The sequence below is a fragment of the Photobacterium sp. TLY01 genome (assembly GCF_021432065.1).
In the GTDB taxonomy this organism is placed as follows: Bacteria; Pseudomonadota; Gammaproteobacteria; order Enterobacterales; family Vibrionaceae; genus Photobacterium; species Photobacterium halotolerans_A.
The window spans coordinates 2,252,499-2,268,305 of record NZ_CP090364.1; the positions used below are offsets into that span (position 1 = coordinate 2,252,499).

Below are 15,807 nucleotides of genomic sequence, written 5' to 3' on the forward strand. Positions count from 1 at the left end.
TTCCAGCAAGGTCACCTGAACAGCGGCAATCAATATTCCTTGGTTTATCTGTCTTTCGGATCCAGCGCGTCGCGCAGACCGTCACCCACATAGTTAAAGCAGAATAACGTCAGGACCATAAATAACGCAGGGAACAACAGCTGCCAGATGGCAATTTCCATTGTTTGTGCCCCTTCTTGCAGCAGGGCACCCCAGCTTGTCATAGGTTCCTGTACACCCAGACCAAGGAAGCTCAGGAAAGATTCGGTCAGAATCATCTGGGGGACCAGCAGTGTTGAATACACAGCAACAATACCCAGAACATTCGGCACGATATGGCGTGTAATGATATTCCAGCGGCTGACACCAGAGACATGGGCCGCTTCAATAAATTCCTTGCTGCGCAGTGACAATGTCTGACCCCGCACGATACGCGCCATATCCAGCCAGGAAATCGCACCAATCGCCACAAAGATCAGCATGATATTACGGCCGAAGAAGGTCACCAGAACGATCACGAAGAACATGAACGGAATCGAGTACAGAATTTCCAGAATACGCATCATGACGCGGTCGGTACGGCCACCAATAAAGCCGGAAGTGGCGCCGTACAAGGTGCCGATAACCACAGCAACCAGAGCGCCCAGCACACCAACCATCAATGAAATACGGCCGCCGATCAGGGTACGCGTATACAGATCACGTCCCAGGCTGTCTGTGCCAAACAAGTGACCCTCAGGGCCAAAGCTTGGCGCAGCATGCAATGCGTACCAATCCGTATCATCAAAAGCATACTGGCTGAACATTGGTCCGAAAATCACAGCCAGACAGATCAAAAACAGAATGGCCAGGCTGACCATCGCCGCTTTGTTACGTGTAAATCGAGTACGGGCATCCTGCCACAGACTGCGGCCTTCAATTTCCAGCTGCTCTGAAAACTTCTCTACCGCGTTTACGTTTTCTTTTTTAGTTAACATCATCGGTCAGCTTCCTTAGTAGCGGATTTTCGGATCGATATACGCCAGAACAATATCAACAATCGCGTTGAACAGAATGGTCAGCGTACCAATCAGAATCGTAATACCGAGCACCAGTGAGTAATCACGGTTGAAGGCTGCGTTGACGAACAGCTTGCCAATGCCCGGCAGACCGAAGATGGTTTCAATCACCACAGAGCCTGTGATAATACCGACGAAAGCCGGCCCCATGTATGAGACAACAGGCAACAACGCCGGCTTGAGCGCATGTTTGATAACGATATACGGGTAGCTCAGGCCTTTAGCACGGGCAGTCCGGATAAAGTTACTGTTCAGTGTTTCAATCATGCTGCCCCGGGTAATCCGGGCAAAGGTCGCCACATACAGCAGTGCCATCCCCAACATCGGCAGCAGCATGAATTGAATCGAGCCATCCTGCCAGCCGCCAGCAGGCAACCATTGCATATGAATTGAAAAGATATAAATGAGAACCGGTGCCAGAATAAAGGATGGCATCACCACCCCGGCCATGGCTGTCGACATGATCAGATAATCAAGCCAGGTATTTTGCTTGAGTGCAGCAAGCGTACCGACTGTCACCCCCATCACCAGCGCAAACACAAAGGCAAAGAAGCCAATTTTTGCAGAAACCGGCAGAGCATCCTGAACCAGCTCATTCACGCTGAAATCTTTATATTTAAAAGACGGGCCAAAGTCGCCCTGCAAAATATTCCCCAGATAGGTGGTGTACTGTTCGAAAACAGGTTTATCCAAGCCGTACTTAGCTTCTATATTTGCCATTACTTCCGGCGGAAGTGGGCGCTCACTTGAGAACGGATTACCCGGCGCGAAGCGCATCAGGAAAAATGAGATTGTGATCAGCACCAACAGCGTTGGGATCGCCTCAAAAATCCGTTTTGCAACAAATTTAATCATAATTGTTACCGACTAATAGCTGTGACAGAATTGCCGCATCTCCGGACCTGGTCAGGTGGAGATGCGGACTAGTCTTATATTTTTGATTCTTGCTGTTTATTATTCAGCAATGATGTACATGTCTTTGGTGAACATCTTGTCTTCCGCATTATTACGTGGGTAACCACCCACTTTCGGGTTCACAAGACGCGCTTTCACGTACTGATAGATAGGCGCGATTGGCATATCTTTCGCCAGCAGTTTTTCTGCTTCGACGTACAGTGCTTCACGCTCAGCATCTGAAGTTGAGTCAAGCGCTTTCGCCATGATGTCGTCGTACGCTTTGCTGTGATAGCGAGGATCGTTTGAAGAGTTGTTGCTTTGCATCAGAGACAGGAAGCTCGATGCTTCATTGTAGTCACCACACCAACCGGCACGGGTGACAGAGAAGTTACCCTGACGACGGTTGTCCAGATAGGTTTTCCACTCCTGGTTTTCCAGCTCAGCAGTCACACCCAGGCTCTTCTTCCACATTGAGGCGATGGCAACTGCAATCTTCTTGTGGTTTTCAGAGGTGTTATAAAGCAGGGTAAAGTTCAGGGGGTTGCTGCTGTCAAAGCCTGCTTCTTTCAGCAGTTCTTTCGCTTTTGCCACACGCTCTTTCTGCGTCATACCCGCATACTCAGGCGCAACCGGATCAAACCCAGCAGTGATTTCCGGTGTCAGGAAATAAGCCGGTTTCTGGCCCTGGCCCAGCAGTGCTTTGGTGATGATGTCACGGTCAATTGCAAAAGACAGGGCTTTACGCACACGTACATCATCAAATGGTGCCTTCGCGTTATTAAAGCCGTAGTAGTAAGAACACAGGTTACCCGAGATAGCCACATCTTCAGGATGTTCTTTTTCCAGACGACGGAAATGCTCATTCGGCAGTTCATTGGTGATATCAATCTCACCCGCCAGGAAGCGGTTCATTTCAGCAACCTGGTTTTCGATTGGCAGGTAAGTCACTTTATTGATAACAGTGTTCTCGTTATCCCAGTAGTAAGGGTTACGCTTCATTTCGATGCGTTCATTCACTACCCAGTTGTCCAGCACATAAGCGCCGTTCCCTACGAAGTTTTCTGGCTTAGTCCAGTCATCACCAAATTTTTCAACCACTTTCTGGTTAACTGGCTTCACCGTGGTGTGGCCCATCATCTTCACAAAGTAAGGAACCGCTTGCTCAAGCTCAATACGCAGTGTGTTGTCATCTTGTGCAAAAACACCCAGCGTGTCTTTATCTTTCTTTCCGGCAATAATGTCGGCGGCATTCTTCATGGTGGTCATTTCCAGATACCATGAATAAGGGGAAGCAGTCGCAGGATCTACGGCACGCTTGAAGCTATAGACGAAGTCACCTGCGGTGACAGGATCGCCGTTCGACCATTTAGCATCTTTGCGCAGGTGGAAAATAAATGTGCGGTTATCTTTGGTTTCCCAGCTTTCAGCAACCCCTGGAACTGTATTTCCGTCACCATCCTGGTTAACCAGACCTTCCAGCAAATCGCGAATCACGTGGGACTCCGGCACACCTTCCGTTTTGTGCGGGTCGATAGAAGCAACCTCAGTACCATTACCACGTACCAGTTCTTGCTTCTCAGCCAGTTTCACACCAGCCGGTACATTTGCGGCCATTGCAGAAAATGAAGCAACTGCAACAGAAACACCCGCGCCAAGCAGAAGTGCCTGAGTAATTTTGTTCTTCAACATGCATTATCTCCAATACATTATTTCATTGCGTCCATGACTTTCTCCGACCGGGTTCACTGTAACCGTTATCATGCATTGTTATTCCAATTAACAATAATGAAACAGCCGAAGAATTGGTTGAAAACTTTAACAGTAACTAACAATATTTGCCATAAAATCATCACAAAACAGCGAACACACCTCGTAAAAAAGCACAAAAAAGATAAAAATCTCGACGATGAATCCAGGGTTAGATGTTTCATCCACTTTATTCAATGTTAACAGTTAATGTAGCTAAACATGCCAACAACATGAATAATCGTGCAATTTAATGACATATTAAGTCAAAAATGCATGATTTTATGTTGCCCAATATTCATAATTAACAAATGTGCAACACGTGATAATTAAAAGCTTGATCAATCTCAATAAAAAAAGCGCCATATTTGGCGCTTTTGAATACAATAAAAGGGTTATTTTCGATCGGATTCAGTGCTTAACTGTGAGTGAGCATCATCAAATGCCTCACTTTTTCTTTCTCGCTGCATGTCTCGATCATCATGTATGTGATCAGAAAATGGGTCTCTAATGCCTGCATCTTCCAGAATTTGCTTTACTCGTCTGTTCGATACGCGTCTGTGCTTCATACCCCCTCCTTTGTGAATGCAGGAAATCAATGTGTGATTGGCTGCATTAAGATTTCAGGTTGGTAAAAACAATTACGCCTTCAAAATGGGCGCAATCACGACCACGGCCGTTTTCCGCAGATATTAAATATGGCACAAAATTTCATGCTCTGCCGGAGGTAGGTTTTAAGAACAAAAGCGCATAAAAAAAACGCTGTTAGATTTTGTTTTCACATCCCCTTTTCAGCGCAACTTTCAAGTATCTCAGCCAGATTTTTAGCGCTAATATCACCGATATTGGCAGGGCTATTCTACTGGTCGCAGTAAAGGCAAATGCCAATGAAGCTGTTCCTGAATATTTCCGTTAGTGATCGAGAGTGCAACTATGAGACCAGCCGGCGGCGCATCACGCCCCAGCCCTTCACGAGTCCGTCATGGCTACATGCCACCAGCGCGTAAAGTGAAAGAAGAAGAAGGTATTAAGTAAGCATTTAAGAGTTTTTGTTTGCTCTTAAGCGAATGAAATGGCCCCAAACCTGGGGCCATTTTTTGTTTTAAACTTTTTTGTTGTTGTAACCTGCTGATAAACATAAACCCGGCACCATGGCACCGGGTTCAAAGGCAGTAGTATTTGCAAGTTACGAACTGCGGTTACGCGGAGGGATTACCAGTAAACGCGGTAACCGACAGCGAATGAGCTCTCAGCATCTTTCACGCCACGAGCAACATTAATGTTCGCTTCATCATTTGCATAGCTCAATGTTGCGCCGTCTGCATAACCGTATTCAGCGTATACACGAGACCAGCTGTTTAGGTGATACACACCACCCAAGTAGATTACAGTGTAATCTTCAGACAGGCTTGTAGTACCATCTTGAGCATCAAAGTTAGTAAATTCGTAACCACCGTAGATGCTGGCATTGCTAGCAACGCTATAAGACGTAGCTAACATAATAGTGTCCACATCCAGAGTACGGTTAGTACCTTCTTGCTCAAAAGAGCCATTGTTATATGTCAAACCGACAAGTGCTGGACCAAATGAACGCTCAACAGTACCTTCAAAGTAAGTGTTTTTGATATCAGCAGTAATATCAGTAGAAGTGCTTACTGTTGCGAAGCTATTCGCATCAATTGTGCCATCTTGATCATTATCAGTTGGTACAGTTGACGTTGTAACCGCCTTACCCAGCGCTAAAGATTTGTCTCGGTTATAACCACCACCAACATGCAGATTGAAGCCAGCAACACTTGTACCTAAGAATAGCTCAGCCAGCTCTTGGTTTGAGTCATCTTCGGATAAGCCATAAGTAGAGTTTACCCAGAAGTTTTCACCTTCAAACTTGTACTTAATCGCTGAATCATGCTTACCACCAGAAAGCTTTTCCGAAGTCAGAGCGATACCTGTACCACCAAAGAAGTACGAATAATCTGCACCCCACACATCATCAGCAGAAACTAATTGACGACCAAACGTAAAAGTACCAGCTTGGGTAGCAAAACCTGCAAAATGCAGACGGTTTTTAATATCGTATGAACCTTCAGAATAACCCACACCGAACTCGACAGAACCGACTACATCTAAGTCTTCGTTTACGGCATATTTGGCATTCACACCGGCACGCGAAGAACCCGCGTTCAAGGTAACGTCTGTATCTTCTTTCTTTTCCAACTGAGTACGCAGCTGACCATAAAAATCAACGAACTTTCCTTCTTCGTTGATCAATTCATAAGCATTCGCTGTGTTGGCAATCAATAAGGTAGGGATTGCTACTGCTAAAAGTGTCTTTTTCATTTTACATTCCTGTAACGATTTTGTGTTATTTAGCCCCATCCAAGGACGACAAAAACTTAACAGGCACTGAACAGCGGTGCAACAGAACATTTCAACAGGAATGCAACAACCCAGTATAAAAAACCACCAAAAAAGAAAGTGTGATCACGATCCACCGTGAATAATTAATCACACAAGTAAAATAAAAACCCAAATGATAAGGGTTACATTGAATGGAGGTTATCATTTGATTCACAAAGCTGAACCCAAACTTAATGGCTTTTGGTTATAAGACCTAACAAATAAGAATCAAAAAGATATAAATATTTTTTTGAACTTTATGAATAAGCGGTCATCCGGCTACATTAAAAAAGTGTCATTTTTCACCCTTCACGTTGTTAATACTGTGTTTACAAACATGAATAGAGCAAAATTTCGCCCGCATGATAAGGGACTGGTTTTATACACTTGATATGCATTTTTCCGGGAAAGATATGCATTTTAAATGAATATGAAATAACACCACAAAACAGAATACTGGGTGGAAAGTATAGAATAACGAAAGAATAAGAAAGGTTTCACTAAGGTGGGAAGATTAATAGGTGTTTATCTCTACACAAAAACAGACGATGGAAGACACACCTATTAACCAGAGTTTTTAACATTCATTTTTGCCAGCGCTGCCTGGCTTGCTGGTCTGTTTCGCGGGCATCAACCCAGGTTGTTTCACCTTCCCTGACCTCTTTTTTCCAGAAAGGCGCCTCGGTTTTCAGATAATCCATAATGAATTCGCAGGCTTGAAAAGCGGCTCCCCGGTGCGCGCTGGATACCCCGACAAACACAATCTGGTCGCCAGCGGTTAACTCACCGATCCGATGGATGACAGTCGCAGCCAAAACCGGCCACCGTGACTTCGCTTGTTCAACAATGGATAACAACGACTTTTCCGTCATACCGGGATAATGTTCCAGCGTCAGGCTCGACACGGATTCACCCAGATTCATGTCTCTGACTTTTCCGACGAAAGTCACCACAGCACCGGCCTGGTTTCCCCCGGCCAAGGCTTCATATTCTTCAGCGACACTGAAATTCTCGGCCTGGACCCGAATTTTATCTGTCATCGTTCACCCCCCGGTAACCGGTGGAAAAAAGGCCACTTCATCGCCGTCGTTCAGCAAGGTATTCAGCGGGCAAATCGTCTGATTGACGGCCACTAACAATTTATCGTTATCCAGCGCCAGCGCCCATTTCTCACCGCGCGATGACAAAAAAGCACGTAAATCTTCAGCGGTTGAATACTCAAATGGCACTTGCAACTGATCTTCACCGATCAACTCGCGCACTTGCGCAAAAAATAGCACGTTAATCATCATCCCTCTCCCTGGTCCGCCGTCGAAACCTGAAAATCGCCGGATTTTCCGCCGCGTTTTTCCAGTAATCTGACCGGGCCTATTACCATGTCTTTCTGTACGGCTTTACACATATCATAGATAGTCAACGCCGCCACCGATGCCGCCGTCAGGGCTTCCATCTCAACACCGGTTTTTCCTGCCAGCTTACAGGTCGACACAATACGTACCCGGTTCAGCTCAGGCTGGGCCTCTAGCTGCACTTCGACTTTCGAGAGCAACAATGGATGGCAAAGCGGGATCAAATCCCAGGTTTTCTTTGCCGCCTGAATACCTGCAATTCTGGCGGTCGCGAACACATCACCTTTGTGATGCTGGCCGGAGACAATCAATTGCAGTGTTTGATCCGACATGGTGACGAAAGCTTCTGCTTTCGCTTCACGAACGGTTTCAGCTTTTTCCGATACGTCCACCATATTCGCTTCGCCGGACGCATTAATATGAGTCAGTTCTGTCATGTGTATCTCTTTTATGTTGAATCTGGGAAAACTGCGTCAGCCGCCGATAGAAGCCAGATGAGGTGTCATACCTGTCACGCCATCCTGCAAGTAATGACTGACGGATTTTTCTGTCAGCCCACCGCGGATTCTGGCGATCAACGCGTCGTGCTGATGATCGCTGGCCAGTAAATCCCGCAGTTCCACACCATGATCACCGAACAAACAAAGGTGCAATTTCCCCCGCGCCGACACTCTCAAACGGTTACAGGTCGTACAGAAGCCTTTTTCATAAGGCATGATCAGGCCGATCTCGCCCAGATAATCCGGATGATAGAACACCTGCGCCGGACCATCGTTCAAGCCGCGTGGTTTCAGTAGCCAGCCATTGGCTATCAGCGCATTACGAATACTGACACCGGACACATGGCGTTTGCTGAACAGCTCATCCATCTCACCGGTCTGCATCAGCTCAATAAAACGCAGCTGAATCCGGCGATCTTTTATCCAGGCCAGAAACTGCGGTAACTGCTCGGCATTCATGCCTTTGAGCAGCACAGTATTGACTTTGATCTGCTCATAGCCGGCTTCAAAGGCAGCATCAATACCACGCATCACCTGATGAAACAGATTTTCACCGGTAATGAGATGGAACTGGCGGGGATCCAGACTATCGACACTGACATTAATATTCGTCAGTCCGGCCTGGCGCCATTGCTGGACTTGCTTCTCCATCCGGTATCCGTTGGTGGTGGTTGCCACTTTTTCGATACCAGGCTGTGAAGCAACTGTATGAATGATGTCGGTAAAATCCCGCCGTAAACTGGGTTCGCCGCCGGTAATCCTGACTTTGGTCGTACCGCAGTCAGCAAAGGCCGACGTGATACGGCGGATCTCGTCCAAGGTCAGGAAAGAGGGCTTTTTCCCCTGCTCAGGATGATAACCATCAGGCAGACAGTAGGTACACCTGAAGTTACAGACATCAGTGATTGACAGACGCAAATAATAAAATTTGCGCTGGAAGTTATCTTCAAATTGTTTCGCCACGGAACACCTTTCCAAATACGGGAGGCCAGCTCATTTCTGAACTCACCCTGAGTGAAACCAGCACAGGCCGGTCACTGGCGACACCCTCTTATCATGGACGATTCCGTTATGTCTTCATGACTTAGAAGAGAGCCGCTCGGAGTTTTGATGGCAGTTATGCGTCAGAATATTTTACAAAGAATTTTCACACTCTTCACAGAAAACACACAACAGCGTTGTAATTTCACATTACCAGAGTTTAGCTCTGATTGACAAATAATTGAGAATTACCTTTTTAAGTCTACCCCTGGCCGACAGAAGCGACAATACTACTAAGGAGTAGTCTCTTTAAGCTGATCGAATGGTACAGGGAGGGGTTATGTCGGACATTGTAGAATCTGCGACTGTTGAAGACATTGCATTGTATCTGCAACGGGAAGAAGGGATTGATGCCCATCTTGCCCGCAGTCAGGCCAAACAGGTCATAGACAGCTTTACCGATATGAGAAGCAAAGGGTTAATCAAGGGCTGGTATTTTGACGAGCAAAACCATTTAGAACTGTTACCCAGTGATGCTGCAATGAAAATCATCGCCAATCATAAGTAAGATGTCCGCAAACAGTTATGCTGTCTGTTCGTGCAATTTGCAGAGAGATATTTGCAATTTGCAAAGCGATTTGCATTTCAAAACAGTGGCAAATTTATGACAGCGCTATACTGCAGATGAAAATCCGGCATCCAATTTGCAGTGGGTATGTTAAGCAACGTCGATGAGACCAAACACCAACTAAAATGAAAAAATTGGAGCCGACAATGAGTGACATGATCCCACTGATATTTCAACAGCGTCACATCCTGCCAGGCGGTCGGATCCCAGTACGTATCCCGCCGGGCAGCCAGATGGAGACATTCAAAGTTGCCCTGGCATCGGAAAATGGTTTCGGTATCTGCATGTTCGATGAGGATGAACATGGCCAGCATTTTTGCTACATAGGCACGCGAGTCACTGTCGAAGATTTTGACATTTCCAGTCAGGATGGTGCTTTGATCGCGACCTTATACGGCCACAGCAACTTCAGGATAAAATCTCTCAATCAGGCTGATAATGGCGTATTTTATGCTGAACCTGAGGATATCCCCCAGTGGCCGGATATGACACTGCGCGATGATCAGCAACCACTGGCTGAAAAGCTGCAGGTGATGTTTAACAATCACCCTGAGCTGGACAAACTGCACCAGACCAAATACCTGAACAACTTAAGCTGGTTGTGTCAGCGCTGGCTGGAATTGCTGCCGTTGCCGGCATTTCAGAAGCAGGCCTTACTGACAGCGCCAAATTGCCTGAATACGTACGATTATCTTCAGAGCATCATGCAGCAAAACCACTGAACCTTGAGCCGGCCAGCACAGAAATGTGTGCTGGCTGCACATTTTACCCTTCTGCAGCACAATGCCGCTTTCCCACCCGTCTCCCCTTGGGTACACTCCCATTCAGCACACGATTCAATCACGAGCATTCCTTTACTTATGAGCAGTCTTGTATCTCCATCCTCTGCCAAAATTGTCGCTATCGGCGGTGGACACGGCCTGGGCCGAATTCTGTCTTCCCTGTCCAGCTTCGGTTCTCATGTTACAGGCATAGTGGCAACCACAGACAATGGCGGCTCAACCGGGCGTATCAGGGCTTCCATGGGCGGCATTGCCTGGGGGGATACCCGAAACTGTATCAATCAGTTAATTACCGAACCTTCGATTGGCTCGATGTTATTTGAATACAGGTTCAGAGGGAACGGCGATCTGAACGGGCATAATCTTGGCAATCTCATTTTGACTGCATTAGACAACTTATGCATTCGTCCGCTTGAAGCCATTAACCTGATCCGGGAAATCCTGCATGTAGAAACTCAGATCCTCCCGATGTCGGAGCACCCGACCGATCTGGCAGCCTGGTTACCCGATGGTCAGATCATTAGTGGTGAAACCAGCATTGATGAGCTGCAGCAGATCCCAAAACGCTTGTTCATCGAGCCTTCTGTGCCCGCGACAAAAGAAGCATTAATCGCCATTAAAGAAGCGGATCTGGTCCTGCTTGGACCGGGCAGTTTTCTGACCAGTATCATGCCGCCGCTTTTGTTAAATGACCTCGCCCATGAGCTGAAAGTCTGCAACGCACCTGTCTATTTCATTGCCAATCTGGATAAAGAAAAAGGGCCGGCAGGCAGCATGTCGCTAGAGACCATGTTGCACTGGTGCGAAAGGGCAATGGGGGGAAGAAAAATTGACGGCGTGCTGTCGGACAAACACAGGCCAGAGCTGAATGAAGCCTATGACCAGGTGGTTGGGGAGTTTGCCTCCCGCAACCATGAATGGCGCCATGACCGACAGAAATTAAAAAATGCGGTTGAAAGCCTCCTGATTCGACGCTAAGTGTCGATATTGTTGCGCCATATCACCCACCAGCTGTTGCAGCTCAGGTAGGTGATCGTTGACCCAGGTCTCTTGTCCCTGTTTAACTCTTGATTCACATTCCTGCGCCATTTGGGCTAGTTCATCCGCACCAAAACTGGCTGCGCTGCTTTTGATCGCATGGCTGATTTCCCGGATCTGCATCACACTTGGCTGCTCAGTCAGTTGCTGTAAATATTGCTCTAACTCGCCGCTGAAAACTTCAAGCAAGAGTGCAACAGTTTCCTGGCCAACTTCAACAGCCAAGCGTTGTAATGTTGCTTCATTAATCATGGCAGTCATTTATTCTTTCTCCCTTTGACTACTCTCGGCCTCTTGCCAAGCCTGTAATTTTCGATAGATGGTAGAGGGGCTGACTTCCAGTAAACCAGCAGCTCTGGGAATATTCCCGTCACAGGCTGCGATTGCTGACTGTATTGTCCGCTTTTCTACCTTCCACAATGGTTCAATCTGACTGGGACTCACAACGGACAAACTATCCAAAGCATGGATAACCGTTCCTGGTTCCGGTAAAGATGATGTGGACACAGGGTTAACTGATGCAATTTCAACGCCAGAAACTTGCTTTAGGGAGAAAGGGAGCATCTGAATGAGCACTTCTTCACCATCATTCAGCACAACAATGTTACGGATAACGTTTTGCAACTCGCGCACATTCCCGGGCCAGGAGTGCTGACGGAAGCGCTCAATCACCTCGGGTGAAAAGCGACTGAAGCGCTTGCCTTCTTCCACTGATATGTGCCCCAGTAAAGCATGAGCAATTTCAAGGACATCGTCGCTGCGATCCCGAAGCGGTGGCAGACTGATCGGAATCACATGCAGACGGTAATACAGATCTTCGCGGAAACGACCTTGTTTCACCTCTTCCCAGGGATTACGGTTTGTCGCACACACAAAGCGAACATCAACGGAACTGGTGACAGAAGATCCCACCTTCTGGAACGTACCGGTCTGGATGAACCGTAACAATTTGCTTTGCAATTCCAAATCCATTTCGCAAAGCTCATCCAAAAACAAAGTGCCTTTGTTTGCCAGCTCAACTGCGCCTTGTCTTTCTGTCAGCGCACCGGTAAACGCGCCTTTGACATGACCGAACAATTCACTTTCGATCAGCTCTTTGGGAATAGCAGCACAGTTCAAAGCGACAAAAGCATTATTCGCTCGCGGACTTGCGGCGTGAACCGCTTCAGCGCACACTTCCTTCCCGGTTCCGCTTTCACCGGTAATAAACACGGTTGCTTTACTGGAAGCGGCTGACTCTATCACACGGTACACCGCCTGCATGGGCAGGCTGGTTCCGATAAAGCCTTGATATTGCGCCCCCTGAGTCACTGACATTGCTGTATTGTCGTTCTTGTCATTCTTCAGCGCATTATTCACCGTAATACGCAGCCGATCCGCTTCGCAGGGCTTAATCAGGAAATCCTTGGCACCAAAACGCATCGCTTCCACAGCAACATCAATCGAGCCATGCGCCGTCATGATCACCACGGGTAACTTAGGGTGTTGCTTGCGTACCTGCTCAAGAACCGTCATCCCTGTCATATCAGGCAAGCGCAAATCTAACAGTACCAGCTCAGGCACCGAGTCTTTCATCGCAGCCAGCGCTTCAGCACCGGTACCGACTATTTTGACGTCTAACCCTAACGGATTAAGGTAGGATTTATACAAGGCCGCAACTGATGCAGTATCTTCTACCATCAGTACTTGTCGTACTTTCAGCTTGTTATCCATTTATCCTCCGACGCAGTTCCCTGATCTCATTGTAATCAATAGAAAAAATTGCTGCCTGCTGACTGATGTATTCTTACCAATTTACCATTTCGCATTGCAAATCGGTTTGCAAAATGCAAAAAGCTAGTTCTAGTATAACTTTTTTGTGCTGAGATGGTGACCAGAAATCCCAAATAATCACTTTTCGAGACACTTTGAAAAGTTGGCACGCTTGCTGCATTAATATAACCGACTCTGATAGAGTCAACCTAGCCAACTGACGTTGTTTGTGGAATATTTTCACTTAAACAATGATGCCAACCGAACAATTTACGGTTGGCTTTTTTTTTTGGCTGCATTTCATCAAGGGCGGCAGAACGCCACCCCCGGGCGGGAAAAACCGCTTCAGCTGTTCGCGATAAACTGCTCGCGAAGTGAATGAATCTGATCGCGTAACTGCGCCGCTTTCTCAAACTCCAGTTCCTGTGCCATATCATACATTTGCGCTTCCAGTTTCTGGATTTCAGTTTCCAGTTCCTGCGGAGTCATCAGGTTATAGCTGCCCCGGCGCTCTGCCACTTGATGTAGCTGCTCCGCTTTACTGGCTCGGCGAGTACGTCCTTTACCCAGTTCCATGATATCCGCAACCTGCTTATTCAGAGCCTTAGGTACGATACCTCTTTCCCGGTTATACGCATCCTGCTTCTCACGGCGGCGCTCGGTTTCAGAGATTGCGCGCTGCATTGACCCTGTGATGCGGTCGGCATACAGAATGGCTTTGCCGGACAGGTTGCGTGCAGCCCGGCCAATGGTCTGGATCAGTGAACGCTCTGAGCGCAGGAAACCTTCTTTATCCGCATCCAGAATCGCGACTAAAGATACTTCCGGCATATCCAGACCTTCCCGCAGCAGGTTAATCCCCACCAGCACATCAAATTCACCCAAGCGCAAATCACGAATGATCTCAACCCGCTCGACTGTATCTATATCTGAATGCAGGTATCTGACCCTGACCCCATGCTCATCTAAGTATTCAGTAAGATCCTCGGCCATACGTTTGGTCAGGGTGGTCACCAGCACCCGTTCATTTATGGCTGTCCGAAGTCGGATTTCCGACAACAAATCATCAACCTGAGTCGATACCGGCCTGACTTCAATCACAGGATCCAGCAACCCTGTCGGACGGACAACCTGCTCAGCAATATCGTTACCGGATTTCTCTTTTTCATAATCACCCGGCGTCGCAGAGACATAAATCGTCTGAGGCGCCAGGGATTCGAACTCTTCAAACTTTAAAGGCCGGTTATCAAGGGCGGAAGGAAGGCGGAAGCCGTACTCAACGAGATTTTCCTTGCGGGAACGGTCCCCCCTGTACATCGCACCTATCTGAGACACAGTCACATGCGACTCATCAATAATCAGCAAACCATCGGGCGGCAGGTAATCAAAAAGCGTTGGCGGCGGCTCGCCTTCGGCACGGCCACTGAGATAGCGTGAATAGTTTTCGATACCTGAGCAGAAGCCAAGCTCATGCATCATTTCCAGATCAAACTGCGTACGCTGAGTAATGCGTTGCTCTTCCACCAGCTTATGATTGTCAAGGAGCTGCTGACGACGAATCGCCAGATCGACTTTGATGTTTTCAACCGCTTCAAGAATACGCTCGCGTGGTGTGACATAGTGGGTCTTCGGGTAAATCGTTGCCCGCGGCATATCTTTTTGAATAATTGCGCCAGTCAGCGGATCAAACCGGCTGATGCAGTCCACTTCATCATCAAACAGCTCAATACGAATCGCGTCATGATCGGATTCAGCAGGAAAGATATCGATCACCTCGCCTCTCACCCGAAAGTTGCCGCGCTCAAAAGCAAGATCATTGCGTGTGTACTGCAATTCTGCCAACCGCCGCAGAATATCTCGCTGATCCAGCATGTCGCCACGCCGTACATGCAACATCATTTTCAGATAAGAGTCAGGATCGCCCAAACCATAAATCGCCGAGACAGAAGCAATAATCACCACATCCCGGCGTTCCATTAGCGCTTTCGTGGCGGATAAACGCATCTGTTCAATATGTGCATTTACAGAAGAATCTTTTTCTATGAAGGTATCCGTAGAGGGAACATAAGCCTCTGGCTGATAATAATCGTAGTAAGAGACAAAGTACTCAACCGCATTCTCAGGAAAGAATTCCTTCATTTCCCCGTAAAGTTGCGCCGCCAGCGTCTTATTCGGTGCGAGTATCAGCGTCGGTCTGTCTGCGCTGGCAATAACATTGGCCATCGTAAATGTTTTTCCTGAGCCAGTCACACCCAGCAAAGTCTGGTGTGCCAGGCCGGACTCCAGCCCTTCCAGTAACTGTTGTATGGCTGTTGGCTGATCCCCGGCCGGGGCAAATGCAGAAGCCAGTTTGAAGGATTTACTCATGACATCATCCGAAAAGTTCAGGGAATTGGATCTGATTCCATTGTGAGGGCACCAATCAACTTGTCAACCAAGAAAGGTGAAATCAGCTATTGACCCTGACAAAATGTCGACGTAACATCATGCGCCTCAGTAAGCTCCTTGCTGGCAGTTCACTGTCAAAAAAGTGATAAATCATGTCAAATTCCCAGCGAAAATATACGCGCTGCGAATAGTTAACCATCCACAGCTTATCCTCAAACCGCATTTTTTCATTCACAATCGTCTGAATACGAAACTTGATGTAGAGCTAAAATTCTAACTTGATTTTCTCATCTTTGTTGTCTCTATTCT

14 protein-coding genes and 1 riboswitch are annotated in these 15,807 nt (G+C 47.3%); of the genes, 3 read left to right on the plus strand and 11 right to left on the minus strand.

Translation table 11 applies throughout. The annotated features are described in order from the left end of the window. Window positions 1-44: 44 nt before the first annotated feature. The 8 genes from oppC to moaA all read right to left on the minus strand — a co-directional run bounded on the left by oppC (window position 45) and on the right by moaA (window position 8,892). On the minus strand, window positions 45-956 hold the full coding sequence (oppC, locus tag LN341_RS10695; protein WP_234205013.1) for an oligopeptide ABC transporter permease OppC: 912 nt from the start codon (window positions 954-956) through the stop codon (window positions 45-47). A gap of 15 nt (window positions 957-971) precedes the next feature. Next, complete coding sequence (oppB, locus tag LN341_RS10700; protein ID WP_234203273.1) at window positions 972-1,892, minus strand: oligopeptide ABC transporter permease OppB; 921 nt, start codon at window positions 1,890-1,892, stop codon at window positions 972-974. A gap of 99 nt (window positions 1,893-1,991) precedes the next feature. Continuing rightward, on the minus strand, window positions 1,992-3,623 hold the full coding sequence (locus LN341_RS10705) for an ABC transporter substrate-binding protein (RefSeq protein WP_234203274.1): 1,632 nt from the start codon (window positions 3,621-3,623) through the stop codon (window positions 1,992-1,994). A gap of 1,269 nt (window positions 3,624-4,892) precedes the next feature. Next, window positions 4,893-6,020, minus strand: a complete 1,128-nt coding sequence (locus tag LN341_RS10710) for a porin (protein ID WP_046218658.1) — start codon at window positions 6,018-6,020, stop codon at window positions 4,893-4,895. A 644-nt stretch (window positions 6,021-6,664) separates the two neighbouring features. Continuing rightward, on the minus strand, window positions 6,665-7,120 hold the full coding sequence (gene moaE, locus LN341_RS10715) for a molybdopterin synthase catalytic subunit MoaE (protein WP_234203275.1): 456 nt from the start codon (window positions 7,118-7,120) through the stop codon (window positions 6,665-6,667). 3 nt (window positions 7,121-7,123) lie between these two features. Further along, on the minus strand, window positions 7,124-7,369 hold the full coding sequence (gene moaD / locus LN341_RS10720) for a molybdopterin synthase sulfur carrier subunit (protein WP_046219107.1): 246 nt from the start codon (window positions 7,367-7,369) through the stop codon (window positions 7,124-7,126). Then, a complete protein-coding gene (gene moaC, locus LN341_RS10725; protein WP_234203276.1) occupies window positions 7,369-7,866 on the minus strand; it encodes a cyclic pyranopterin monophosphate synthase MoaC in 498 nt (165 codons plus the stop codon). The genes moaD and moaC overlap by 1 nt, the downstream gene beginning before the upstream one ends. Window positions 7,867-7,902: 36 nt before the next feature. After that, window positions 7,903-8,892: a GTP 3',8-cyclase MoaA gene (gene moaA / locus LN341_RS10730; protein ID WP_234203277.1), complete on the minus strand. Its 990-nt coding sequence runs from the start codon at window positions 8,890-8,892 to the stop codon at window positions 7,903-7,905. Continuing rightward, window positions 8,881-9,047, minus strand: a riboswitch (molybdenum cofactor riboswitch). Its footprint overlaps the gene before it by 12 nt. A 203-nt stretch (window positions 9,048-9,250) precedes the next feature. On the opposite strand from moaA, the gene LN341_RS10735 reads away from it, so the two are divergent. The 3 genes from LN341_RS10735 to yvcK all read left to right on the plus strand — a co-directional run bounded on the left by LN341_RS10735 (window position 9,251) and on the right by yvcK (window position 11,298). Continuing rightward, window positions 9,251-9,478 (plus strand): hypothetical protein, encoded by a 228-nt coding sequence (locus tag LN341_RS10735; RefSeq protein ID WP_027252790.1) that lies wholly within the window; start codon window positions 9,251-9,253, stop codon window positions 9,476-9,478. Between the two features lie 206 nt (window positions 9,479-9,684). Then, window positions 9,685-10,260 (plus strand): LON peptidase substrate-binding domain-containing protein, encoded by a 576-nt coding sequence (locus LN341_RS10740; protein ID WP_046219108.1) that lies wholly within the window; start codon window positions 9,685-9,687, stop codon window positions 10,258-10,260. Between the two features lie 138 nt (window positions 10,261-10,398). After that, window positions 10,399-11,298, plus strand: a complete 900-nt coding sequence (yvcK, locus tag LN341_RS10745; RefSeq protein WP_046218662.1) for a uridine diphosphate-N-acetylglucosamine-binding protein YvcK — start codon at window positions 10,399-10,401, stop codon at window positions 11,296-11,298. Here yvcK and LN341_RS10750 read toward each other — a convergent pair. The 3 genes from LN341_RS10750 to uvrB all read right to left on the minus strand — a co-directional run bounded on the left by LN341_RS10750 (window position 11,260) and on the right by uvrB (window position 15,477). Further along, window positions 11,260-11,619 carry an Hpt domain-containing protein gene (locus LN341_RS10750; RefSeq protein WP_046218663.1) on the minus strand — a complete coding sequence of 120 codons (360 nt, stop codon included), beginning with the start codon at window positions 11,617-11,619 and terminating at the stop codon, window positions 11,260-11,262. The two genes, yvcK and LN341_RS10750, sit on opposite strands and share 39 nt — an antisense overlap. After that, complete coding sequence (gene luxO / locus LN341_RS10755) at window positions 11,620-13,071, minus strand: quorum-sensing sigma-54 dependent transcriptional regulator LuxO (RefSeq protein ID WP_234203278.1); 1,452 nt, start codon at window positions 13,069-13,071, stop codon at window positions 11,620-11,622. It abuts the gene before it with no gap. A 384-nt stretch (window positions 13,072-13,455) separates the two neighbouring features. Continuing rightward, window positions 13,456-15,477 carry an excinuclease ABC subunit UvrB gene (gene uvrB / locus LN341_RS10760; protein WP_046218665.1) on the minus strand — a complete coding sequence of 674 codons (2,022 nt, stop codon included), beginning with the start codon at window positions 15,475-15,477 and terminating at the stop codon, window positions 13,456-13,458. Between the last annotated feature and the right edge of the window lie 330 nt (window positions 15,478-15,807).

Bases quoted from the DNA above. Each gene is read 5' to 3' on its own strand.
- LN341_RS10735 (WP_027252790.1), top strand. From the start codon at position 9,251: ATGTCGGACATTGTAGAATCTGCGACTGTTGAAGACATTGCATTGTAT.
- moaD (WP_046219107.1), bottom strand. From the start codon at position 7,369: ATGATTAACGTGCTATTTTTTGCGCAAGTGCGCGAGTTGATCGGTGAA.
- LN341_RS10710 (WP_046218658.1), bottom strand. From the start codon at position 6,020: ATGAAAAAGACACTTTTAGCAGTAGCAATCCCTACCTTATTGATTGCC.
- LN341_RS10750 (WP_046218663.1), bottom strand. From the start codon at position 11,619: ATGACTGCCATGATTAATGAAGCAACATTACAACGCTTGGCTGTTGAA.
- moaE (WP_234203275.1), bottom strand. From the start codon at position 7,120: ATGACAGATAAAATTCGGGTCCAGGCCGAGAATTTCAGTGTCGCTGAA.
- yvcK (WP_046218662.1), top strand. From the start codon at position 10,399: ATGAGCAGTCTTGTATCTCCATCCTCTGCCAAAATTGTCGCTATCGGC.
- oppB (WP_234203273.1), bottom strand. From the start codon at position 1,892: ATGATTAAATTTGTTGCAAAACGGATTTTTGAGGCGATCCCAACGCTG.
- LN341_RS10740 (WP_046219108.1), top strand. From the start codon at position 9,685: ATGAGTGACATGATCCCACTGATATTTCAACAGCGTCACATCCTGCCA.
- uvrB (WP_046218665.1), bottom strand. From the start codon at position 15,477: ATGAGTAAATCCTTCAAACTGGCTTCTGCATTTGCCCCGGCCGGGGAT.
- moaC (WP_234203276.1), bottom strand. From the start codon at position 7,866: ATGACAGAACTGACTCATATTAATGCGTCCGGCGAAGCGAATATGGTG.
- oppC (WP_234205013.1), bottom strand. From the start codon at position 956: ATGTTAACTAAAAAAGAAAACGTAAACGCGGTAGAGAAGTTTTCAGAG.
- luxO (WP_234203278.1), bottom strand. From the start codon at position 13,071: ATGGATAACAAGCTGAAAGTACGACAAGTACTGATGGTAGAAGATACT.
- LN341_RS10705 (WP_234203274.1), bottom strand. From the start codon at position 3,623: ATGTTGAAGAACAAAATTACTCAGGCACTTCTGCTTGGCGCGGGTGTT.